Genomic DNA, 23,473 nt, shown 5'->3' with positions numbered 1-23,473 from the left:
TCACTTAACAAAGGATGATCCAACATGCTCGAGAAAACAACGAGAATGAACTATTTATTTGATTTTTATCAATCGTTGTTAACGCAAAAACAAAGAAGTTATATGTCGCTTTATTATCTAGATGATTTATCTCTTGGTGAAATTGCGGAAGAATTTGATGTAAGTCGCCAAGCCGTGTATGATAACATTAAACGGACTGAAGCGATGCTTGAAGAATATGAAGATAAATTAGTATTACTTCAAAAGTTTCAAGAGCGACAGCGACTTGTTGCAAAGCTAAAACAGCTACTCAGCGAAGAAGAGCATGTGAATGAAGAAATGAAACAAGTTGTTGAAGCTATCGAAAAATTAGATTAGGAGGGCGGCAATATGGCATTTGAAGGATTAGCCGACCGACTTCAACAGACAATGCAAAAAATCCGCGGCAAAGGAAAAGTTTCTGAAGCCGATGTAAAAGAAATGATGAGAGAAGTTCGTCTAGCTCTTTTAGAAGCGGATGTTAACTTTAAAGTAGTAAAAGATTTTATAAAGCGTGTGTCTGAGCGTGCTGTCGGACAAGATGTAATGAAAAGTTTGACACCTGGACAACAAGTAATTAAAATCGTACAGGAAGAACTTACAGAACTTATGGGCGGAGAGCAAAGCAAAATTGCTGTTGCTAATAAGCCACCTACTGTTATAATGATGGTTGGTCTGCAAGGTGCGGGTAAAACAACGACGACAGGTAAGCTTGCAAATTTGCTTCGTAAAAAGCATAATCGTAAACCGATGCTTGTTGCAGCGGATATTTACCGTCCAGCAGCGATTAAACAGCTTGAAACATTAGGGAAGCAATTGGACATGCCTGTTTTCTCTTTAGGAGATCAAGTAAGTCCGGTTGAAATTGCGAAACAAGCGATTGCGAAAGCAAAAGAAGATCATCACGATTACGTTTTAATCGATACAGCGGGTCGCCTGCATATTGATGAAGAACTAATGGGTGAATTAGCGAAAGTCAAAGAAGTTGCGAAGCCGGATGAAATTTTCCTTGTTGTCGATGCGATGACAGGACAAGACGCGGTAAATGTAGCACAAAGTTTCCATGAACAGTTAGGATTAACAGGTGTTGTACTAACGAAATTAGATGGTGATACGCGCGGTGGTGCGGCATTATCTATTAAGGCTGTAACAAATACACCAATTAAATTTGCTGGTATGGGTGAAAAACTAGATGCAATTGAAGCGTTCCATCCAGAACGTATGGCATCCCGTATTTTAGGGATGGGCGACGTCTTAACATTAATTGAAAAAGCGCAAGCTACAGTTGATGAAGAGAAAGCAAAAGAACTTGAGCAAAAAATGCGTACGCTTTCGTTTACGCTTGACGATTTCCTAGAACAACTTGGACAAGTGCGTCAACTTGGACCACTTGACGAATTGTTAGGAATGCTTCCTGGTGCAAATAAAATTAAAGGGCTGAAAAATGCACAAGTTGATGAAAAACAAATTGGGCATATTGAGGCAATTATTCGTTCTATGACTAAAGTAGAACGAGAACAACCGGAAATAATCAATGCTAGTCGTAAAAAGCGCATTGCCAAAGGTAGCGGTACAACGGTACAAGAAATCAATCGTCTAATCAAGCAATTTGATGATATGAAAAAAATGATGAAGACGATGACGGGAATGCAAAAAGGTAAGAAAAAAGGACTAGGTGGATTGAAGTTTCCATTCATGTAAGGAAAAAAGATGGCTCTGTTAAGAAAAAATACTTTACAAAGCAATAGTCTTTTTGCTAATATAATTATCTGTGTGAAATAAATTCGGAGGTGCTTTATAAATGGCAGTTAAAATTCGTTTAAAACGTATGGGAGCTAAAAAAACTCCTTTCTATCGTGTAGTTGTTGCAGATTCTCGTTCTCCTCGTGACGGACGTTTCATTGAGGAAATCGGTACTTACAATCCGGTTGCTCAACCAGCGGAAGTTAAGATCAACGAAGAAGCAGCATTAAAATGGTTAGGAAATGGTGCTAAACCATCTGATACAGTTCGTAACCTTTTCTCTAACCAAGGTATCATGGAGAAATTCCACTTATCTAAACAAGGTAAGTAATTGAGGCAATGACAATGAAAATGTTAGTCGAGACAATTGTTAAACCTCTTGTGGATCATCCTGGAGATGTAAAAGTTACACAGGAACTTTGCAACGGAGAAATAAAGTATCGATTAACTGTACATCCTGAGGATGTTGGAAAAGTCATTGGAAAGCAAGGGAAAGTTGCGAAAGCGATTAGAATGCTCTTGTATTCAGTGGGACATCATAATGATGAGAACGTCACACTGGAAATTCAATAAACGTAAAAAGGGCGAGGAGTTATTTCCTCTCCCTTTTTTAACATTTAAAGAGAAATTGCATGTTCCATATATAAAATGGAAATGCTTAATTTATATAGAAACCAGGGGTGACATACTATTTATGACAAAGTGGTTTAATGTAGGGAAAATTGTAAATACTCATGGCGTAAAAGGAGAAATTCGTGTTATTTCTCGTACTGATTTTCCAGAAGAGCGATATAAAGTAGGGAACACGCTATACATATGGGATGAGAAAGGTACAGACTATCTTACAGTGAAGGTAACTTCTCATCGTCAACATAAGACATTTGATTTATTAACACTTGAAGGATACAACAATGTAGATGAAGTAGAGAAGTTAAAAGGTTCTTTAATAAAAGTACCAGAAGAGCAGTTAGGCGAACTAGCTGAAGGCGAATACTACTACCATGAAATTATTGGTTGCAACGTTGTAACGGAAGAAGGAGAAGCGTTAGGGACAATCAAAGAGATTCTATCTCCTGGTGCGAATGACGTTTGGGTGATTAAACGTCCAAAGGGTCAAGATTTGTTAATTCCTTATATTGATGACGTTGTACTTCAAGTTAACATTGAAAATAAATTAGTAACCATTCATGTAATGGAAGGGCTACTATAATGAAAATTGACATTTTAACATTGTTTCCAGATATGTTTACGGGTGTATTTGGGTCTTCAATTTTAAAGAAAGCACAAGAAAAAGAAGCGGTAGAGCTTCGTGTTGTCAATTTTCGTGAGTATACAACTAGTAAGCATAATAGTGTAGATGATTATCCGTATGGTGGGGGCGCTGGTATGGTATTAACCCCACAGCCTATCTTTGACGCAGTAGAAGAGTTAACGAAGGAAACAGACCGTAAGCCGAGAATCGTCTTAATGTGTCCACAAGGAGAGCGTTTCACGCAGAAGAAGGCAGAAGAGCTTGCTGGAGAAGAGCATGTTATTTTTGTATGTGGCCATTATGAAGGATACGATGAACGAATTCGTGAGCATCTTGTAACAGATGAGATTTCTATTGGGGATTACGTATTAACGGGTGGAGAATTGGCTTCTATGGTAGTCACTGACAGTGTTGTACGTCTTTTGCCAGGAGTGCTTGGGAATCAAACGTCACAAGTGGAAGACTCTTTTAGCACAGGTTTGTTAGAACACCCACATTATACACGTCCTGCTGATTTTCGTGGTATGAAGGTACCGGATGTACTAATGTCAGGAAATCATAAAAACATTGATGAATGGCGCCATAAAGAGTCACTACGTCGTACGTACACACGTAGACCGGATTTACTGGAAGAACGAGAATTATCTAAGCAAGAAGAGAAATGGCTGGAACAGATTAAAGAAGACCGATAAGGGCTTGATATATTTTCTATTGCAACAGTCCTAGCAATATGCTATTATAACATTTGTGCTACTGAAATCAGTAGCCGTATTAACGATGTTCCGCTGTAATTTAATAAGACTTTATAAGAGCATCTGTTTAAAGGAGAGAATTTAATATGCAACAATTAATCACAGAAATCACAAAAGGCCAATTGAAAACTGACCTTCCTTCATTCCGTCCTGGAGACACTTTACGTGTACACGTAAAAGTAGTTGAGGGAACTCGTGAAAGAATTCAGCTTTTCGAAGGTGTTGTAATTAAACGTCGTGGTGGCGGAATCAGTGAAACATTCACAGTTCGTAAGATTTCTTACGGTGTAGGTGTTGAGCGTACATTCCCAGTTCACACGCCAAGAATCGCGAACATCGAAGTACTTCGCCGTGGTAAAGTACGTCGTGCTAAGTTATACTACTTACGTAACCTTCGCGGTAAAAAAGCACGTATTAAAGAAATTCGATAAGACATGTATGGGAGCTTGTAAATACACAAGCTCCCTTTTTCCAATCTATATGAAATTTTGGTATAATACGAGCAGCTTACATAACAGTGGAGGGGAAAGCATGAAGAAAGAGAAGAGCTCACTTTGGGAATGGATCAAAGCAATTTTGATTGCTGTTGTATTAGCGGGCGTAATTAGACAGTTTTTCTTTGCCCCAATTCTCGTAGACGGTGTATCGATGTCGCCGACTTTACATGACCGTGATCGAATGATTGTTAATAAAATTGGCTATCACATAGGTGATCCGAAACGCTTTGATATTATTGTATTCCGAGCGACGGAAGAAAAAGATTATATTAAGCGTATTATTGGCCTGCCAGGCGACGAAATCGAATACCGTAATGATAAACTATATGTTAACGGGAAACCTTATGAGGAGCCGTATTTAGATAAGCAGAAAAAACAACTTGCTGACGGACCGCTTACATATGATTTTACTCTTGAAGAAATGACAGGAAAGAAAACTGTTCCAGAAGGTCAATTATTTGTTTTAGGCGATAATCGTCGTTTTAGTAAAGATAGCCGTTCGATTGGTACAATTTCAATGGACCAAATGATAGGTAAAGCAAATATGCTATATTGGCCGTTAAAAGATGCACGTATTGTGAAATAAAAGAAAAAGAAGGTGGCAACATGGTAATTCAATGGTTCCCAGGACATATGGCAAAGGCTAGACGCCAAGTAACAGAAAAATTAAAGTTAATTGATGTTGTAATTGAGCTTGTAGATGCTCGATTACCTTTATCTTCTCGTAATCCAATGATTGATGAAATTATTACACATAAACCAAGGCTTGTTGTTTTAAATAAAGCGGATATGGCGGATGATCGTCTTACAAAGCAGTGGATTGCATATTTTGATGAAAGAGGTCAAAAGGCAATTTCAATTAATGCGCAAGCTGGACAAGGTATGAAAGAAATTGCAGCAGCTTGTAAAGTTCTTGTCAAAGAAAAATTCGATAAAATGGTTGCTAAAGGTATTAGACCAAGAGCAATTCGTGCTTTAATTGTAGGTATTCCAAACGTTGGTAAATCTACACTGATTAATAAATTAGCGAAGAAAAATATAGCAAAAACAGGAGATCGTCCTGGTGTGACAACGGCCCAGCAGTGGATTAAAGTTGGGAAAGAAATGGAATTATTAGATACACCAGGTATTTTGTGGCCTAAATTTGAAGATGAATTAGTTGGTCTTCGTTTAGCGACGACTGGTGCAATTAAAGATTCTATATTAAATTTACAGGATGTAGCTATTTATGCGTTACGTTTTATGGAAAAACATTATCCAGAACGTTTAAAAGAGCGATATAATTTAAATGACATTCCAGAAGAAATTGTGGAGTTATTTGATGCGATTGGAAAAAACAGAGGTTGCTTAATGGGCGGCGGAATGATTGATTATGATAAAACATCTGAGCTTATACTTCGTGAGCTTCGTGGTGGAAGATTTGGAAAAATGACGTTTGAAACACCAGAAGAGTTTGCAGAGCAGGTAGAAGATGTGGAAAAAGTAGAAGAAGTATAAGACGTGCGTTTGTACGTCTTTTCTTTTTGGTTACGTTTAAAAGGAGTGTAAATAGATGCAAAAAATGACTATTCAAGAAGCTGAATGTTTGCTGCAAGAAATTATGAATGAAGAAGACGAGCGTTTTCAAATGTTAGTGAAAGATGAGCGAAAAGGTGTTCAAAAACTAATTTTGAAGTGGTATAAACAAAAAGAGTTAGCGCAAAAAGAAAGAGAAAAATTTCTAGAAATGTCAAAGTACGAAAATGAGTTACGTGAAAAAGGGCTCACATACATTGCTGGTATTGATGAAGTGGGTCGTGGGCCGTTAGCAGGACCGGTTGTGACGGCGGCTGTCGTCCTTCCGGAAGATTTTTATATTCCAGGATTAAATGACTCGAAAAAATTAAGTGAAGCGAAACGTGAGCGTTTTTATGATGAAATTAAAGAGCATGCAATTGCGATTGGAGTTGGAATTATATCACCACAAGTTATTGATGAAATAAATATTTATCAAGCGACGAAGCAAGCGATGTTAGATGCGGTTGCTAATTTATCGTGTACACCAGAATATTTATTAATCGATGCGATGAAGCTTCCTACATCAATTCCGCAAACATCAATCATTAAAGGTGATACGAAAAGTGTCTCTATTTCAGCTGCATCTATTATTGCGAAAGTGACGAGAGATCGTATGATGAAAGAGTTAGGAGGAAAGTATCCTGCATATGGATTTGAACAACATATGGGATATGGGACGAAACAGCATTTAGAAGCGATTGAAGTACATGGAGTATTAGAGGAACATCGAAAATCATTTGCGCCAATTAAAGATATGATTAAAAAATAAGCTGTATATTCACAGCTTATTTTTTATTTTGGTATATAAACATTATTATTTTCGAAAAAGAATAAAGCGATTTCAGTTTTCTGACACTTTATTGTAGACAGCGTGCCAATCATCTTATACAATGGCAATGTAATGTTTTTTAAACATTAAAAAACTTTTCGAGTAAAACAGGAAAACAGGGGAGGATGGGACCATGAATATCCATGAGTACCAAGGTAAGGCAGTCCTTAGAAGCTATGGGGTTAGCGTTCCGAACGGGAAGGTTGCATTTACAGTAGAAGAAGCTGTAGAAGCAGCGAAAGAATTAGGAACGGAAGTATGTGTAGTTAAAGCGCAAATTCACGCTGGTGGACGCGGCAAAGCTGGCGGTGTAAAAGTTGCGAAAAATTTAGAAGAAGTTCGTACATATGCAGAAAGCATTTTAGGAACTACACTTGTGACGCATCAAACAGGTCCTGAAGGTAAGGAAGTAAAACGCTTACTTATCGAAGAAGGTTGCGATATTAAAAAAGAATATTATGTAGGTCTTGTATTAGATCGTGCAACTTCTCAAGTTGTTTTAATGGCATCTGAAGAAGGTGGAACAGAAATTGAAGAAGTAGCAGAAAAAACGCCTGAAAAAATCTTTAAAGAATATATTGATCCAGCAGTAGGTTTACAAGGTTTCCAAGCGCGTAGAATCGCGTTTAACATCAATATTCCAAAAGAACTTGTAGGACAAGCTGTGAAGTTTATGATGGGCTTATACAGTGCGTTTATCGAAAAAGATTGCTCTATCGCTGAGATTAATCCACTTGTTACAACAGGTGACGGTAAAGTTATGGCGTTAGATGCAAAATTAAACTTTGATTCTAATGCGTTATATCGCAATAAAGATATTTTAGAACTTCGTGATCTTGAAGAAGAAGATTCAAAAGAAATTGAAGCTTCTAAATATGACTTAAACTACATTCCTTTAGATGGAAATATCGGTTGTATGGTTAATGGTGCAGGTTTAGCAATGGCTACAATGGATATCATTAAACATTACCATGGTGACCCGGCTAACTTCTTAGATGTTGGTGGCGGCGCAACAGCTGAAAAAGTTACAGAAGCATTCAAAATTATCCTTTCTGACAAAAATGTAAAGGGTATCTTCGTTAACATTTTTGGTGGCATTATGAAGTGTGATGTTATCGCAGAAGGTGTTATTGAAGCGACGAAGCAGGTAGGTCTTGAGTTGCCTTTAGTTGTACGTCTTGAAGGTACAAACGTAGAGCTAGGAAAGAAAATTTTAAATGAGTCTGGTTTAAATATTGTTGCAGCAGAATCTATGGCAGACGGTGCACAAAAAATTGTTTCACTAGTGGGCTAATAGAAAGCGGGGGAGAAAAATGAGCGTATTAGTTAATAAAGATACAAAAGTTATTGTTCAAGGTATTACAGGTTCTCAAGGGTTATTCCATACAAAGCAAATGATTGAATACGGTACGAAAATTGTAGGTGGTGTAACACCAGGTAAAGGTGGCACTGATATTGAAGGCGTACCAGTATTTGATACAGTAGAAGATGCTGTGAAAGCAACAGGCGCAAACGCTTCAGTTGTATACGTTCCACCCGCTTTTGCGGCTGATGCAATTATGGAAGCAGTTGATGCAAAGGTTGATTTAGTAGTATGTATTACTGAAGGAATCCCTGTATTAGATATGGTAAACGTAAAGAGATATATGGCGGGTAAACATACACGTTTACTTGGACCAAACTGCCCTGGTGTCATTACACCTGACGAATGTAAAATTGGTATTATGCCAGGATATATTCACAAAAAAGGTCATGTTGGTATCGTATCTCGCTCTGGTACATTAACGTATGAAGCTGTACATCAGTTAACGCAAGAAGGTATTGGCCAATCTACTGCTGTAGGTATCGGGGGAGACCCTGTTAACGGTACGGACTTTATTGATGCGTTAAAAGCATTTAATGAAGATGAAGAAACGCATGCTGTAATTATGATTGGTGAAATCGGCGGTACGGCAGAAGAAGAAGCAGCAGAATGGGTACAAGCTAATATGACAAAACCAGTTGTAGGCTTCATTGGTGGTCAAACAGCGCCTGAAGGCAAACGTATGGGTCATGCTGGGGCGATCATTTCTGGCGGCAAAGGAACTGCTGCTGAAAAGATTAAAACAATGGAAGCTTGTGGTATTAAAGTAGCGGAAACACCAGCTGTTATGGGTGAAACATTAATCTCTGTTTTAAAAGAAAAGGGATTATTTGAGACTTGTAAAAACTACTAATCTTTTTGAAAGACACCTTCTTATTAGAGGGTGTCTTTTTACACATTTTTTGTTTACATAATAAAAATTATGGGTAAGGAGAATTGAGATGAAAAGAGAACGTTTATTGCACCTTCATTACATGTTGTCGGATCATTGGAAGGCGATGGAGAGACTACTATATGTTGATCCAGAACTGAAGGAAATATACACTTTTAGTCCGAAACAATTTGAATATTACGCTGGAATATCCTCGAAAAAATCTTTAGAACTAGTAAATTTTCTTCAAATTTCAAATCTCCAACAATATGTATCCCAGTTAGAAAAAAAGAGAATATTTTATATAACAATATGGGATAAGGACTATCCACAATTACTGCGAGAAATACAAGATCCCCCTTTTGTTTTATACGGAAAAGGAGAAAGAGATTTTCTAAATAAAGTAAATAAATTAGCGATTGTTGGAACGAGAGAACCGTCTTTATATGGAAAGGAGAGTATGAAGTTTATTTTACAACCTTTACTTGAAAAAGAATGGCTTATTGTTAGTGGGTTTGCAAGAGGGATAGATACAATTGCTCATGAAGTTACAGTAAGGCAGCATTGCCCGACCATTGCAATATTAGGACACGGATTATCTTATATGTATCCAAAGGAGAATAGAGGTTTATATGACACGTGGAAAGATTATATATTGTTATTGACAGAGTATCCGCCCCATTATGTGCCGAAAAAATGGTATTTTCCAAAAAGAAATCGAATTATTAGCGGTATAAGTAAAGGTGTTTTAGTTGTAGAAGCAAAAACGAGAAGTGGATCCCTTATTACTGCAGACCTTGCGCTAGAACAAAATAGAGAGGTGTTTGCGCTTCCTGGACCTATATTTATAGAGAGTGCAGCAGGAACGAATCATCTAATTCAACAAGGCGCCAAGCTAGTAAGAAATGCGGAGGATATCCTTGAAGAAATTTTAAATTAACCATATATTTTTATGTTTTTATTAAACAATTATTGACAAATGGTAGATTGTCGCTGTATGGTATATTCATTCTTGATTGACAAAAACAAGAGAAATCAATAAGATTGATGAAGACTTGAATCCACCTCTTAAGGAGGCACTAGCATGTCAGATTACCTCGTAATCGTGGAGTCGCCTTCTAAGGCGAAGACCATTGAAAAATATTTAGGGAAAAAATACAAAGTCGTCGCGTCCATGGGACATGTCCGCGATTTACCTAAAAGCCAAATGGGGATAGAAGTAAAGAATAACTTCACTCCGAAGTATATTACCATTCGTGGTAAGGGTCCCGTTTTAAAAGATTTAAAATCAGCGGCAAAAAAAGCAAAGAAAGTCTATCTCGCGGCCGATCCGGATCGTGAAGGAGAAGCAATTGCTTGGCATTTAGCAAATACGTTAAATGTGGACGTTGAATCAGATTGCCGAGTTGTATTTAATGAGATTACAAAAGATGCAATAAAAGAATCATTTAAATATCCTCGTGCAATTAATATGGATTTAGTAGATGCACAACAGGCAAGGCGTATACTCGATCGTCTTGTTGGTTACAATATTAGTCCTTTATTATGGAAGAAAGTAAAAAAAGGATTAAGTGCAGGACGCGTACAATCTGTAGCAGTTCGTTTAATCATCGAACGTGAAAAAGAAATTCAAAGTTTTGAACCTGAAGAATTCTGGACAATTAAAACAGAATTTGTCAAAGGGAAAGACACATTTGAAGCAAGCTTTTACGGTGTAGATGGTGAAAAAGTTCAATTAACGAACGAAGCACAAGTGAACGAAATAATCGAAAAGATGAAAGATAATGCGTTTTCGGTTGAAAATGTAACGCGAAAAGAGCGAAAGCGTAACCCTGCATTACCGTTTACAACATCTTCCTTGCAACAAGAGGCAGCGCGTAAGTTAAATATGCGAGCAAAGAAAACAATGATGCTTGCACAGCAGCTGTATGAAGGGATAGATCTTGGAAAACAAGGGACTGTAGGTCTTATTACGTATATGAGAACTGATTCAACACGTATCTCAGAAACAGCTCAAACAGAGGCTCGTGATTACATTACTGAGGCGTTTGGTGCGGAATACATAGGAACAGAGAAGAGGAAAGAAACGAAAAAGTCGAAAGCACAAGATGCGCATGAGGCGATTCGTCCTACTTCGGTAATGAGAAAGCCAGAGGAACTAAAAAGTTTCTTAAGTCGTGATCAACTCCGTTTGTATAAACTGATTTGGGAGCGATTTGTTGCAAGTCAAATGGCATCTGCTATAATGGATACTGTTACAGCGAAACTCATTAATAACAATGTTCAGTTCCGTGCAAGTGGATCAGTTGTAAAGTTCCCAGGATTTATGAAAGTGTACGTAGAGTCGAAAGATGATGGTGCGGAAGAAAAGGATAAGATGTTGCCACCGTTAGAAGTAGGTGAAACTGTATTTTCAAAAGATATAGAACCAAAGCAACATTACACACAGCCTCCGCCGCGTTATACAGAGGCTCGTCTAGTAAGAACACTTGAAGAGCTTGGAATTGGGAGACCGTCTACTTATGTACCAACACTTGAAACAATCCAAAAACGAGGATACGTTGCTTTAGATAATAAACGCTTCGTTCCGACTGAGCTTGGTGGAATAGTAATCGAACTTATTTTAGAGTTTTTCCCAGAAATTATTAACATTGAATTTACTGCCAATATGGAGCAAAGCCTTGATGAAGTAGAAGAAGGAAATGCAAATTGGGTGAAAATTGTTGATGATTTCTACGTAGGATTTGAACCGCGCTTAGAAAAAGCGGAAAAAGAAATGCGTGAAGTGGAAATTAAAGATGAACCAGCTGGGGAAGACTGTGAATTATGTAGTCACCCGATGGTCTTTAAAATGGGTAAATATGGGAAGTTTATGGCTTGTTCAAATTTCCCGGAATGTCGTAATACAAAACCGATTGTAAAAGAAATCGGTGTTACTTGTCCGAAGTGTGATAAAGGGCAAATTATTGAACGCCGTAGTAATAAAAAGAAACGTCTTTTCTACGGATGCGGTACGTATCCAGAATGTGACTTTGTATCTTGGGATAAGCCGATTGGTCGTAAATGTCCGAAGTGTGAAGGTATGCTCGTAGAGAAAAAGTTAAAAAAAGGCGTGCAAGTACAATGTATTTCGTGTGATTATGAAGAAGAACAACAAATGTGAGCGTAACTGCTCACATTTTTTTCGGGAAGAAAAGGAAAGGTGATATATATGACAACACAAGTAGTAAACGTCATTGGCGCAGGTCTTGCAGGAAGCGAAGCAGCTTACCAAATTGCAAAGCGTGGTGTCCAAGTAAAATTATATGAAATGAGACCAGTAAGGCAAACACCAGCTCATCATACAGATAAATTTGCTGAATTAGTATGTAGTAACTCACTTCGCGCAAACACATTGACAAATGCTGTTGGTGTTATTAAAGAAGAAATGCGTCTAATGGATTCTGTCATTATTCGTGCAGCTGATGAGTGCTCTGTACCAGCAGGAGGTGCTTTAGCTGTAGACCGTCATGAATTCGCGGCGAAAGTGACTGAATATGTGAAAAATCATCCGAACGTAACTGTAATGAATGAGGAAATCACTGAAATTCCAGAGGGACCAACTGTTATTGCGACAGGTCCACTTACGTCTCCGGATCTTTCTGCACAATTAAAAAAACTAACAGGTGAAGATTATTTTTATTTCTATGATGCTGCAGCGCCAATCGTTGAGAAAGACAGCATTGACATGAATAAAGTATATTTAAAATCCCGTTATGATAAAGGTGAAGCGGCATATTTAAACTGTCCAATGACAGAAGAAGAGTTTGATCGTTTTTATGAGGCTTTAATTGCTGCTGAGACAGTGCCTTTAAAAGAATTTGAAAAAGAAATTTTCTTTGAAGGTTGTATGCCAGTAGAAGTTATGGCAAGTAGAGGAAGACAGACGTTAGTATTTGGACCGATGAAGCCTGTTGGGTTAGAAGATCCGAAAACAGGGAAAACACCGTATGCGGTTGTTCAGTTACGTCAAGATGATGCAGCAGGAACATTATACAATATTGTAGGCTTCCAAACACATTTAAAGTGGGGACCACAAAAAGAAGTGTTACAGCTAATTCCAGGACTAGAAAACGCAGAGATTGTACGTTATGGTGTAATGCATCGTAATACGTTTATTAATTCGCCTAATTTGCTTCGTCCAACATATCAATATAAACAACGTGATGATTTATTCTTCGCTGGTCAAATGACTGGTGTAGAGGGTTATGTTGAATCAGCAGCATCAGGATTATTAGCGGGTATTAACGCTGCTCGACTTGTACAAGGTGAAGAGCCAGTTGTATTACCACCTGTAACTGCAATGGGAAGTATGGCGAATTATATTACTGCGACAAATGCGAAAAACTTCCAGCCAATGAATGCAAACTTCGGTTTATTTACACCGTTAGAGAAGAAAATTAAAAAGAAACAAGAGCGAAATGAAGCATATGCTACACGCGCTTTGGAAACAATTCAAAATTTTGTAAATATTTAATTAAATTTCTTGCAAAGGCTACTAAGTTGTGATACGATTTAGTAGCCTTTATTGAGGTGAATTATATGGATGTGAATGTGAAGAAATTGTTACAATTATTCGTTGGATATTTACAAATTGAAAGAAATTATTCAAAATATACAATTGCAAGTTATCAAAATGATTTAGAACATTTTGTGCAATTTATGGAGCGAGAAGGCATATCCTCTTTTTTAGATGTTACATACGCGGATGTTCGTTTATACTTGACGACGTTGCACGATCAGAAGTTAGCCCGTAAATCTGTCGCAAGGAAAGTATCAAGCTTACGAAGTTTATATCGTTTTTTGATGCGTGAAGGTTATCAAAAAGATAATCCGTTTGCACTTGCGTCACTTCCCAAGAAAGAATTGTCAATCCCAAAGTTTTTATATGCTGAAGAGTTAGAGGAATTGTTTGAAGTTTCTGATACAGAGGCACCATTAGGTCAAAGGAATCAAGCTTTATTAGAGTTGATGTATGCAACTGGGATTCGTGTAAGCGAATGCGTTAATTTGCAACTTACCGACATTGACTTTGCAGTGGGAACAATTTTAGTGATGGGAAAAGGGAAAAAACAAAGATATATTCCGTTCGGAAGCTATGCACAAGATGCTTTAATTACTTATATAGAGAACGGAAGAAAACAGTTAGCTCAAAAGACTGAAGAACAATCTCATATGGTATTTTTAAATGCGAAAGGTAAGCCGTTAACAGATCAGGGTGTACGTTATGTTTTGAACGAACTCATTAAGAAAGCTTCACTTACAATGCGGATAAGTCCCCATATGTTAAGGCATACATTTGCTACACATATGTTGGATGAAGGAGCGGATTTACGTACTGTGCAGGAGCTATTAGGTCATGAGAATTTGTCAACCACACAAATTTATACGCATGTCTCTAAAGAAAGATTGCGTTCTGTGTACATGAAGCATCACCCGCGGGCATAAATTGCTTTTAAGGCTATAAAAACATATAAAGGAGTTTTTTCTATGGGAAATTTCCACGCTACAACGATATTTGCAGTTCATCATAATGGAGAATGTGCAATGGCTGGAGATGGTCAGGTAACGATGGGGAATGCTGTTGTAATGAAACATACAGCTCGCAAAGTTCGCAAACTTTTCCAAGGGAAAGTTTTAGCTGGTTTTGCAGGATCAGTTGCTGATGCATTTACTCTTTTTGAAATGTTTGAAGGAAAATTAGAAGAGTATAATGGCAACTTGCAGCGCGCTGCAGTTGAGATGGCGAAACAATGGCGTGGTGATAAAATGCTACGTCAGCTAGAAGCAATGCTCATTGTCATGGATAAAACAACGATGCTCCTTGTTTCAGGTACAGGAGAAGTGATTGAACCAGATGATGGTATTTTAGCAATTGGTTCAGGCGGACATTATGCACTTGCTGCTGGTCGTGCTTTAAAGCAACATGCAAGTGAACATTTAACAGCGAAACAAATTGCGAAGGCCAGTTTAGAAATTGCAGGCGATATTTGTGTTTATACGAACCACAACATAATTGTTGAAGAATTGTAGAATCGTAAGGGAGGCATTTTATATGCATTTACATTTTACTCCGCGTCAAATTGTGGAAAAATTAGATCAATACATCATCGGTCAAAAAGATGCAAAGAAAGCGGTTGCTGTAGCTCTACGAAATCGATACCGTCGCAGTAAATTAGTTGAAAATTTACGTGATGAAATTGCACCTAAAAACATTTTAATGATTGGACCGACAGGTGTTGGTAAAACAGAGGTAGCACGGCGAATGGCGAAACTCGTTGGAGCACCTTTTATTAAGGTTGAAGCGACGAAATTTACAGAAGTTGGATATGTGGGTCGAGATGTAGAGTCGATGGTCCGCGACCTTGTTGAAACGTCTGTTCGTATTGTGAAAGAGGAAATGGTAGTTAAAGTTCAAGATAAAGCAGAAGAGCAAGCGAATCAACGTCTTGTTGAAATTTTAGTGCCGAGTCCGGAGAAACAATCTGGATTTAAAAATCCATTAGAAATGCTTTTTGGTGGTAATCAAAATTCAAACCAAACATCTGATGCACAGGAAGATGATGAAATCGAAAAGAAACGTCAAGATGTGGAAAGAAAGCTTGCGGCAGGCCTTCTTGAAGATGAAGTGATATCGATCGAAGTGACGGAACAACAGTCTTCTATGTTTGATATGTTGCAAGGAACTGGCATGGAGCAAATGGGAATGAATTTCCAAGATGCACTAGGAAGTATCATGCCGAAAAAAACGAAAAAACGTAAACTTTCTGTAAAAGAAGCAAGAAAACTCTTGACAAATGAAGAGGCACAGCGCTTAATTGATATGGATGAAGTTACACAAGAGGCTGTTTATCGTGCTGAACAGCTCGGGATTATTTTTATCGATGAAATTGACAAAATTGCTGGTAAGCAGTCGAATAGCGTAGATGTATCGCGTGAAGGTGTGCAACGTGACATTTTACCGATTGTAGAAGGGTCGAATGTAGCAACGAAATACGGATCAGTAAAAACGGATTATATTTTATTTGTTGCAGCTGGAGCGTTCCATATGTCTAAACCGTCGGATTTAATTCCGGAATTGCAAGGGAGATTTCCGATTCGAGTAGAATTAACAAAATTATCGGCGGATGATTTTGTTAAAATATTAATCGAGCCTGACAATGCGCTAATTAAACAGTACACGGCGTTATTAGCGACTGAAGGTATAGAAATTGAATTTTCAGACGAAGCTATTCGTAAGATTGCTGAGATTGCTTATCAAGTTAATCAGGATACAGATAATATTGGAGCGAGAAGACTTCATACTGTTATGGAGAAGCTCCTTGAAGATTTATCGTTTGAGGCATCTGAAATTACGTTAGAGAAAATAACGATAACACCTCAATATGTTGAGGAAAAATTAGCGACAATAGCTAAAAATAAAGATGTGAGCCAGTTTATTTTGTAATAGTGTCATCAGGTGACTCGCCCTAGTTTCCAAGTGATGAAAAAATATGTAAGTAACATGTAGGAGGAAATTTTGAAATGGAATTATTAGCAAAAACGAGAAAATTAAATGCGTTATTACAGAGCGCAGCAGGAAAGCCTGTAAACTTTAGAGAGATGTCTGACACAATGTGTGAAGTAATTGAAGCGAACGTGTTCGTTGTAAGTCGTCGCGGTAAATTATTAGGATATGCGATTCACCAACAAATCGAAAACGAACGTATGAAGCACATGCTTGCAGAGCGTCAATTCCCAGAAGAGTATACGCAAAGTTTATTCAATGTTACAGAAACATCTTCAAATTTAGGTGTGGATAGTGACTACACAGCATTCCCAGTAGAAAATAGAGAATTATTCGGTCAAGGTTTAACTACAATCGTACCAATCGTTGGTGGCGGTGAGCGTCTAGGTACACTAGTGTTAGCTCGTCTTGGTCAAGAGTTCTTAGACGATGATTTAATTCTTGCTGAATACAGCTCAACTGTTGTAGGTATGGAAATCTTACGTGAAAAAGCAGAAGAAATCGAAGAGGAAGCACGTAGTAAAGCTGTTGTTCAAATGGCGATTAGCTCATTATCTTACAGTGAGTTAGAAGCAATCGAGCATATCTTCGAAGAATTAAATGGAACAGAAGGTTTACTTGTTGCAAGTAAAATTGCTGATCGCGTAGGAATTACTCGTTCGGTAATCGTAAATGCACTACGTAAATTAGAAAGTGCTGGTGTTATTGAGTCTCGCTCTTTAGGTATGAAAGGAACATACATTAAAGTGCTAAACGACAAGTTTCTACAGGAACTTGCTAAATTAAAAACAAACTAATTTATAAAAAAACTCTCCGCGCTTGAGGAGAGTTTTTTGTTTTTTCAAGTGAATGATTTTGCTTACGTAAGGCGTCATGACAACATTCATTAGAAAACTATTAATTAACCTTCAATTCCTTGCTTAAAGGAATTGAAGGTTGGTAATACTAGGATTTGAGCGTGAAAAAAAGAAAGTTTTACATTGTTCGCATTTTCGACTTGATTGTAATATTTCAGTATGATATAGTAAGCAGTGGTGTCAGTACAAAGTACACACGTTTACTGATTTAAGTGTTGGTGCTACGTTCGTAGTTTCGCTTAGAGATGAAGTAAACGGAGGATATCAAAAAAACCATTTAGGAGGAACTAAATTATGTCAGTAATTTCTATGAAACAATTGCTTGAAGCTGGTGTTCATTTCGGACATCAAACTCGTCGTTGGAACCCAAAAATGAAGCGTTACATCTTCACAGAGCGTAACGGTATCTACATCATCGACTTACAAAAAACTGTGAAAAAAGTTGAGGAAGCTTACAGAACGATGCGTGACATCGCTGCTGAAGGTGGAGACATTTTATTCGTAGGTACTAAAAAACAAGCACAAGAAGCTATTAAAGAAGAAGCAACTCGTGCTGGTATGTACTTCGTTAACCAACGTTGGTTAGGTGGAACTTTAACAAACTTCCAAACAATCCAAAAGCGTATCAAGCGTCTTAAAGATATCGAAAGAATGCAAGAAGATGGTACTTTCGAAGTACTTCCTAAGAAAGAAGTTGTTCAACTTAAAAAAGAGTTAGAGCGTCTTGAGAAATTCTTAGGCGGTATTAAAGATATGAAAGGTCTTCCAAGTGCATTATTCATAGTAGACCCTCGTAAAGAGCGTATTGCAGTTGCTGAAGCACGCAAATTACACATTCCAATCATCGGTATCGTTGATACAAACTGTGATCCGGACGAAATCGATCACGTTATTCCAGCAAACGATGATGCAATTCGTGCTGTAAAACTTCTTACATCTAAAATGGCAGACGCGATCCTTGAAACAAAACAAGGTGAAGAAACTGTTACTGCGTAACAAATTTGGAAAGGTGATAAGGGGTTCGGCCTTTTATCACCTTTTTTAAGGTATAAACACCTTTATAAAAGGTATAAATACATATTTTAGGAGGATGAAAAATATGGCAATCACTGCACAAATGGTAAAAGAACTTCGCGAAAAAACTGGCGCAGGTATGATGGACTGCAAAAAAGCTTTAACAGAAACTAACGGCGACATGGAGAAAGCAATTGACTTCTTACGTGAAAAAGGTATTGCGAAAGCTGCTAAAAAAGCAGATCGCATCGCTGCTGAAGGTTTAACTTTCATCGAAACAAACGGTAACGAAGGTTTAATCTTAGAATTAAACTCTGAGACTGATTTCGTTGCGAAAAACGAAGGTTTCCAAGCGTTAATTAAAGAATTAGCTGCTCACTTATTAGCTAACAAACCTGCTAACGTTGAAGAAGCTATGGCTCAAACAATCGAAGGCGGCAAAACAGTAGAAGAGCACATCAACGAAGCAATCGCTAAAATTGGTGAAAAACTTACACTTCGTCGTTTCGAAATCGTATCAAAAACTGATGCTGATGCATTCGGCGCTTACCTACACATGGGTGGACGTATTGGTGTATTAACAGTTCTTGAAGGTTCTACTGACGAAGCAGCTGCTAAAGATGTAGCAATGCACATCGCAGCAGTTAACCCTAAATACATCGACCGCGATGCTGTAACAGCTGAAGAAGTTGAGCATGAGCGTCAAGTATTAACACAACAAGCTTTAAACGAAGGCAAGCCTGAAAAAATCGTTGCGAAAATGGTAGAAGGCCGTCTTGGCAAATTCTTTGAAGAGATTTGCTTACTTGACCAAACATTCGTTAAGAATCCTGACATGAAAGTTCGTCAATTCGTTGAGTCTAAAGGCGGAACATTAAAAGGATTCGTTCGCTACGCTGTTGGTGAAGGTATCGAAAAACGCGAAGACAACTTTGCTGAAGAAGTAATGAACCAAGTAAAAGGTAACAACTAATACAGATTAGGGAACACATTGTGTTCCCTTTTTTAAAATAAAGATGTAAGCAATTGGAGGTTCATTATGAGTAAACCGAAATATAATCGTGTCGTTTTAAAGCTGAGCGGAGAAGCTTTAGCTGGCGAGCAAGGATTTGGAATTAACCCAGCTGTTATTAAGTCAGTTGCGGAACAAGTGAAAGAAATTGCAGAACTTGATGTAGAGGTTGCTGTTGTTGTTGGTGGCGGTAACATTTGGCGTGGGAAAATTGGAAGTGAAATGGGCATGGATCGTGCAGGAGCAGATTACATGGGCATGTTAGCAACAGTTATGAATTCATTAGCTCTTCAAGATAGCTTAGAGAATATTGGAATTCAAACTCGCGTACAAACTTCAATTGAGATGCGTCAAGTGGCAGAGCCTTACATTCGTCGTAAAGCAATTCGTCACTTAGAGAAAAAACGTGTTGTTATCTTTGCTGCAGGTACAGGTAACCCATACTTCTCTACAGATACAACAGCAGCATTACGTGCAGCTGAAATCGAAGCGGACGTTATTTTAATGGCGAAAAATAATGTGGATGGCGTATATAGTGCAGATCCATCTATTGACCCAACAGCTACGAAATACGAAACACTTACTTACTTAGATGTATTAAAAGCAGGTTTAGGTGTAATGGATTCTACAGCTTCTTCTTTATGTATGGATAATGATATTTCATTAATTGTATTCTCGGTTATGGAAAAAGGTAACATTAAACGTGCCGTTTTAGGCGAAAATATTGGAACAGTTGTAAGGGGGAAATAAATTATGGGACAACAAGTATTGAAGTCTTCAAATGAAAAAATGGAAAAAGCAGTTGCTGCTTATTCTCGTGAATTAGCAACAGTTCGCGCTGGTCGTGCAAGCTCGTCTGTATTAGATAAGGTACAAGTTGATTACTATGGTGCACCAACACCAGTTGTGCAATTAGCGAACATTACAGTTCCAGAAGCACGTTTGCTTGTAATTCAACCTTATGATAAAACTTCTATCGGTGATATTGAAAAAGCAATTTTAAAAGCAGATTTAGGCTTAAACCCTTCTAATGATGGAACTGTAATTCGTATTGCATTCCCTGCATTAACAGAAGAGCGTCGTCGTGATCTTGTAAAAGTTGTGAAGAAATATGCTGAGGAAGCAAAAGTTGCTGTTCGTAACGTACGTCGTGACAGTAATGATGACCTTAAGAAGCTTGAAAAAGCTGGCGACATTACAGAAGATGATTTAAGAGGATATACTGAAGATATCCAAAAAGAAACAGATAAATATATTGCAAAAGTTGACGAAATCGCAAAAAACAAAGAAAAAGAAATTATGGAAGTGTAATAGCGATAATTTCGCAAATATGACCCTCTTCTTAAGGGGGTCTTTTTACACTTTTAGGCATACGTCTGCTTGTTGGAGGGTATGAATGATGTTTAAAAAGTTTCCTTTTTTTAAAAGTAAAAAGGTCACATCGTTTGATCATCTCATTGAAAAAGTGAAAAAAGGATATATCCCAGAACATATTGCTATTATTATGGATGGTAATGGAAGATGGGCAAAGAGAAGAGCCATGCCTCGCATTGCTGGTCATCATGAAGGTATGCAAGTTGTGAAGAAAATCACAAAATTTGCAAGTAAGCTTGATGTGAAAGTATTAACTCTTTATGCTTTTTCGACTGAGAACTGGAAAAGACCGAAAAAAGAAGTTGATTATTTGATGAAGCTTCCAGAAGAATTTTTAGGTGCATTTTTACCAGAGTTGATTGAAGAAAACGTACAAGTCCGAGTAATAGGGCAAAAAGATCGTCTTCCTACGCATACGCGCAGAGCGATGGAAAAAGCCATGGAAGATACGAAAGAGAATACGGGATTAATTCTTAATTTCGCGTTAAACTATGGAAGTCGAGATGAAATCGTTTCTGCTGTGCAACATATGATGAAAGATAGTGAGGAAGGAAAAATTCGTTCGGAAGAAATAAGTGAAGAAAAGATTTCTTCTTACTTAATGACGAGTTCTTTACCTGATCCAGAGTTGTTAATCCGTACAAGCGGAGAGCTACGTATTAGTAATTTCATGTTATGGCAAATTGCTTATTCGGAATTTTGGTTTACAGATGTGTATTGGCCAGATTTTACCGAAGAACATTTGCTAAATGCGATTACAGACTTTCAACATAGAGGGCGCAGATTCGGAGGCGTGTAGAAAGAGAGGGTTTGGTAGTGAAACAGAGAATTATTACTGGAGTGATTGCTGCCGCGCTATTCATTCCCATCGTAATTTACGGTGGCGTGCCTTTTACAGTTTTAGTGTATGCACTTGCTTCTATAGGTTTATATGAATTAATTCGTATGAACAAGCTTACGCTTATTTCGGTACCAACAGTTTTAGCTGCAGTATTATTGTGGATTATTTTAATTCCGAGTAGTGCATCAGAACTGTTTACGTGGATTGGATTAGGTAAATTAGAAATCACATTTGTGATTGTTTTATTACTTTTATCATATACAGTCCTTTCTAAGAATACATTTACTTTTGACAATGCTTCATTTTTACTTATGGCAACGACATATGTTGGAATGGGATTCTTATATTTAAATGAAACGAGAATATTAGGAATCAAATATGTGTTCTGTGCACTATTTGTCATATGGGCAACTGATTCAGGTGCATATTTCATAGGGAAAGCATTTGGAAAAAGAAAATTATGGCCAGAAATTAGTCCGAATAAAACGATTGAAGGTTCATTAGGCGGTATTGTTTGTGGAATTGTTGTTGCACTTGTTTACAATATGTTCTTCCCAGTTGAAGCGAATGTAGGAGTTTTAATCGTTCTGACGATTATCATTTCTATTTTTGGACAAATTGGTGATTTAGTGCAATCTGCATTTAAACGCCATTATGGTGTAAAGGATTCAGGTACAATTTTACCTGGACATGGTGGTATTTTAGATCGAACAGATAGTTGGTTATTTGTGTTACCAATTCTATACTTCTTATTACAATACAATTAATAAATGAACGAGGGGTTGGAGTCATGAAAAACATTAGTTTACTAGGTGCAAGCGGATCAATCGGTACACAAACATTAGATGTGTTACGCTCGCACCCAGACCAATTCCGTCTCGTTGCTTTTTCTGTAGGGAAAAATGTTGATTATGCAGTAAAGGTAATTCAAGAATTTTCCCCGCAAATTGTCTCTGTGCAAAGAGAGGAAGATGTTTTAAAATTACAAGCTGTTTCTGGTAATACAAAAGTAGTATATGGTAGCGAAGGCTTATTAGAAGTAGCGCTGCACCCAGATACAGAAATTGTAGTGAATGCTGTTGTAGGGAGCGTAGGGTTGTTACCGACACTCCGCGCAATTGAGGCGAAAAAAACAATTGGAATTGCAAATAAAGAAACGTTAGTAACTGCAGGGCATCTTGTAATGGAAGCAGCACGAAAACATAATGTATCGTTACTTCCAGTAGACAGTGAACATTCAGCTATTTTTCAATGCTTGAATGGTGAAAATGAAAAAAGAATCTCTCGCTTAATTATAACTGCTTCAGGCGGAAGTTTTCGTGATAAAACGAGAGATGAATTGCATCAAGTGACCGTAGAAGATGCACTTCGTCATCCAAACTGGTCAATGGGTTCGAAAATTACAATTGATTCTGCTACAATGATGAATAAGGGGCTAGAAGTAATTGAAGCACACTGGCTTTTTGGTATCCCTTATGAGCAAATCGATGTTGTTCTACATAAAGAAAGTATTATTCATTCTATGGTTGAATTTGAAGATCGTAGTGTAATGGCACAGCTTGGCTCACCTGATATGCGAGTACCGATTCAATACGCGCTTACATATCCTGATAGATTACCTCTTTCAGACACGAAACAGTTAAATTTATGGGAAATGGGAACATTGCATTTTGAGAAAATGAATCAAGAGCGTTTCCGTTGTCTACGTTTTGCGTATGAAGCTGGAAAGACAGGTGGAAGTATGCCGGCTGTAATGAACGCGGCAAATGAAGTAGCTGTTGAAGCTTTTTTACAAAAGAGAATTGGTTTCTTAACAGTGGAAGACCTCATTGAAAAAGCAATGCACCATCACACTGTCATTGCACGTCCGAGCTTAGAGGAAATTCAGGAAATTGACGCAGCCACAAGACGGTTTGTGATGGAACAAATTTAGCAAAGGTGGTTATG

Annotated in this window: 26 protein-coding genes; all 26 read left to right on the top strand. The window is 37.8% G+C overall.

The genetic code is table 11. The features are described 5' to 3' along the window. Positions 1-24 precede the first annotated feature (24 nt). The 26 genes from ABH957_RS00325 to dxr all read left to right on the top strand — a co-directional run bounded on the left by ABH957_RS00325 (position 25) and on the right by dxr (position 23,459). A complete protein-coding gene (locus ABH957_RS00325; protein WP_002033794.1) occupies positions 25-357 on the top strand; it encodes a putative DNA-binding protein in 333 nt (110 codons plus the stop codon). 12 nt (positions 358-369) lie between these two features. Then, positions 370-1,719 carry a signal recognition particle protein gene (gene ffh / locus ABH957_RS00320; protein ID WP_002014519.1) on the top strand — a complete coding sequence of 450 codons (1,350 nt, stop codon included), beginning with the start codon at positions 370-372 and terminating at the stop codon, positions 1,717-1,719. Between the two features lie 100 nt (positions 1,720-1,819). After that, positions 1,820-2,092: a 30S ribosomal protein S16 gene (rpsP, locus tag ABH957_RS00315; RefSeq protein WP_000268750.1), complete on the top strand. Its 273-nt coding sequence runs from the start codon at positions 1,820-1,822 to the stop codon at positions 2,090-2,092. A gap of 14 nt (positions 2,093-2,106) precedes the next feature. Then, the gene (locus ABH957_RS00310) at positions 2,107-2,334 is read left to right on the top strand and encodes a KH domain-containing protein (protein ID WP_002088196.1); all 228 of its coding nucleotides are present in this window, start codon (positions 2,107-2,109) and stop codon (positions 2,332-2,334) included. Positions 2,335-2,455: 121 nt separating this feature from the next. After that, positions 2,456-2,971, top strand: a complete 516-nt coding sequence (rimM, locus tag ABH957_RS00305) for a ribosome maturation factor RimM (RefSeq protein WP_002014521.1) — start codon at positions 2,456-2,458, stop codon at positions 2,969-2,971. Continuing rightward, positions 2,971-3,705, top strand: coding sequence for a tRNA (guanosine(37)-N1)-methyltransferase TrmD (trmD, locus tag ABH957_RS00300; protein WP_002014522.1), 735 nt, complete (start codon positions 2,971-2,973; stop codon positions 3,703-3,705). Before rimM ends, trmD begins: the two co-directional genes overlap by 1 nt. A 146-nt stretch (positions 3,706-3,851) precedes the next feature. After that, the gene (gene rplS / locus ABH957_RS00295) at positions 3,852-4,196 is read left to right on the top strand and encodes a 50S ribosomal protein L19 (protein WP_002014524.1); all 345 of its coding nucleotides are present in this window, start codon (positions 3,852-3,854) and stop codon (positions 4,194-4,196) included. A gap of 100 nt (positions 4,197-4,296) precedes the next feature. After that, on the top strand, positions 4,297-4,848 hold the full coding sequence (lepB, locus tag ABH957_RS00290) for a signal peptidase I (protein ID WP_002088189.1): 552 nt from the start codon (positions 4,297-4,299) through the stop codon (positions 4,846-4,848). 20 nt (positions 4,849-4,868) lie between these two features. After that, a complete protein-coding gene (ylqF, locus tag ABH957_RS00285) occupies positions 4,869-5,759 on the top strand; it encodes a ribosome biogenesis GTPase YlqF (protein WP_002088188.1) in 891 nt (296 codons plus the stop codon). A 55-nt stretch (positions 5,760-5,814) separates the two neighbouring features. Further along, positions 5,815-6,588, top strand: coding sequence for a ribonuclease HII (locus tag ABH957_RS00280; protein ID WP_404491028.1), 774 nt, complete (start codon positions 5,815-5,817; stop codon positions 6,586-6,588). A gap of 193 nt (positions 6,589-6,781) precedes the next feature. Beyond that, positions 6,782-7,942 carry an ADP-forming succinate--CoA ligase subunit beta gene (gene sucC, locus ABH957_RS00275; protein ID WP_002014529.1) on the top strand — a complete coding sequence of 387 codons (1,161 nt, stop codon included), beginning with the start codon at positions 6,782-6,784 and terminating at the stop codon, positions 7,940-7,942. A gap of 19 nt (positions 7,943-7,961) precedes the next feature. Next, positions 7,962-8,864 (top strand): succinate--CoA ligase subunit alpha, encoded by a 903-nt coding sequence (gene sucD, locus ABH957_RS00270; RefSeq protein WP_002033796.1) that lies wholly within the window; start codon positions 7,962-7,964, stop codon positions 8,862-8,864. An 88-nt stretch (positions 8,865-8,952) separates the two neighbouring features. Next, positions 8,953-9,822, top strand: coding sequence for a DNA-processing protein DprA (gene dprA / locus ABH957_RS00265; RefSeq protein WP_404457811.1), 870 nt, complete (start codon positions 8,953-8,955; stop codon positions 9,820-9,822). A gap of 144 nt (positions 9,823-9,966) precedes the next feature. Further along, a complete protein-coding gene (gene topA, locus ABH957_RS00260; RefSeq protein ID WP_002088184.1) occupies positions 9,967-12,045 on the top strand; it encodes a type I DNA topoisomerase in 2,079 nt (692 codons plus the stop codon). A 48-nt stretch (positions 12,046-12,093) separates the two neighbouring features. Next, a complete protein-coding gene (trmFO, locus tag ABH957_RS00255; protein WP_002066796.1) occupies positions 12,094-13,398 on the top strand; it encodes an FADH(2)-oxidizing methylenetetrahydrofolate--tRNA-(uracil(54)-C(5))-methyltransferase TrmFO in 1,305 nt (434 codons plus the stop codon). A 71-nt stretch (positions 13,399-13,469) separates the two neighbouring features. Next, a complete protein-coding gene (gene xerC, locus ABH957_RS00250; RefSeq protein WP_404457866.1) occupies positions 13,470-14,369 on the top strand; it encodes a tyrosine recombinase XerC in 900 nt (299 codons plus the stop codon). A gap of 42 nt (positions 14,370-14,411) precedes the next feature. Beyond that, a complete protein-coding gene (hslV, locus tag ABH957_RS00245; RefSeq protein WP_002014538.1) occupies positions 14,412-14,954 on the top strand; it encodes an ATP-dependent protease proteolytic subunit HslV in 543 nt (180 codons plus the stop codon). Between the two features lie 22 nt (positions 14,955-14,976). After that, entirely contained in the window at positions 14,977-16,368 is a 1,392-nt protein-coding gene (hslU, locus tag ABH957_RS00240; protein ID WP_002014539.1) for an ATP-dependent protease ATPase subunit HslU, read from the top strand. A gap of 77 nt (positions 16,369-16,445) precedes the next feature. Continuing rightward, positions 16,446-17,225, top strand: coding sequence for a GTP-sensing pleiotropic transcriptional regulator CodY (gene codY / locus ABH957_RS00235; protein WP_002014541.1), 780 nt, complete (start codon positions 16,446-16,448; stop codon positions 17,223-17,225). A gap of 354 nt (positions 17,226-17,579) precedes the next feature. Beyond that, positions 17,580-18,281 carry a 30S ribosomal protein S2 gene (rpsB, locus tag ABH957_RS00230; protein ID WP_002088178.1) on the top strand — a complete coding sequence of 234 codons (702 nt, stop codon included), beginning with the start codon at positions 17,580-17,582 and terminating at the stop codon, positions 18,279-18,281. A gap of 103 nt (positions 18,282-18,384) precedes the next feature. Then, positions 18,385-19,272: a translation elongation factor Ts gene (gene tsf, locus ABH957_RS00225; RefSeq protein WP_002088177.1), complete on the top strand. Its 888-nt coding sequence runs from the start codon at positions 18,385-18,387 to the stop codon at positions 19,270-19,272. Between the two features lie 66 nt (positions 19,273-19,338). After that, positions 19,339-20,061: a UMP kinase gene (pyrH, locus tag ABH957_RS00220; RefSeq protein ID WP_002014544.1), complete on the top strand. Its 723-nt coding sequence runs from the start codon at positions 19,339-19,341 to the stop codon at positions 20,059-20,061. Positions 20,062-20,064: 3 nt separating this feature from the next. Continuing rightward, a complete protein-coding gene (frr, locus tag ABH957_RS00215) occupies positions 20,065-20,622 on the top strand; it encodes a ribosome recycling factor (RefSeq protein WP_000531506.1) in 558 nt (185 codons plus the stop codon). 85 nt (positions 20,623-20,707) lie between these two features. Then, positions 20,708-21,484: an undecaprenyl pyrophosphate synthase gene (locus ABH957_RS00210; RefSeq protein ID WP_002014545.1), complete on the top strand. Its 777-nt coding sequence runs from the start codon at positions 20,708-20,710 to the stop codon at positions 21,482-21,484. A 17-nt stretch (positions 21,485-21,501) separates the two neighbouring features. Continuing rightward, positions 21,502-22,293 (top strand): phosphatidate cytidylyltransferase, encoded by a 792-nt coding sequence (gene cdsA, locus ABH957_RS00205; protein ID WP_002088171.1) that lies wholly within the window; start codon positions 21,502-21,504, stop codon positions 22,291-22,293. Between the two features lie 23 nt (positions 22,294-22,316). After that, the gene (dxr, locus tag ABH957_RS00200; RefSeq protein WP_002014547.1) at positions 22,317-23,459 is read left to right on the top strand and encodes a 1-deoxy-D-xylulose-5-phosphate reductoisomerase; all 1,143 of its coding nucleotides are present in this window, start codon (positions 22,317-22,319) and stop codon (positions 23,457-23,459) included. Positions 23,460-23,473 lie beyond the last annotated feature (14 nt).

Origin of the sequence: Bacillus sp. RC242, from assembly GCF_044908245.1 — a bacterium.
GTDB classification, from domain to species: Bacteria; Bacillota; Bacilli; order Bacillales; family Bacillaceae_G; genus Bacillus_A; species Bacillus_A mycoides.
Note: the sequence above shows the minus strand (reverse complement) of the source record. Positions and strands in the feature narration are given on the sequence as shown.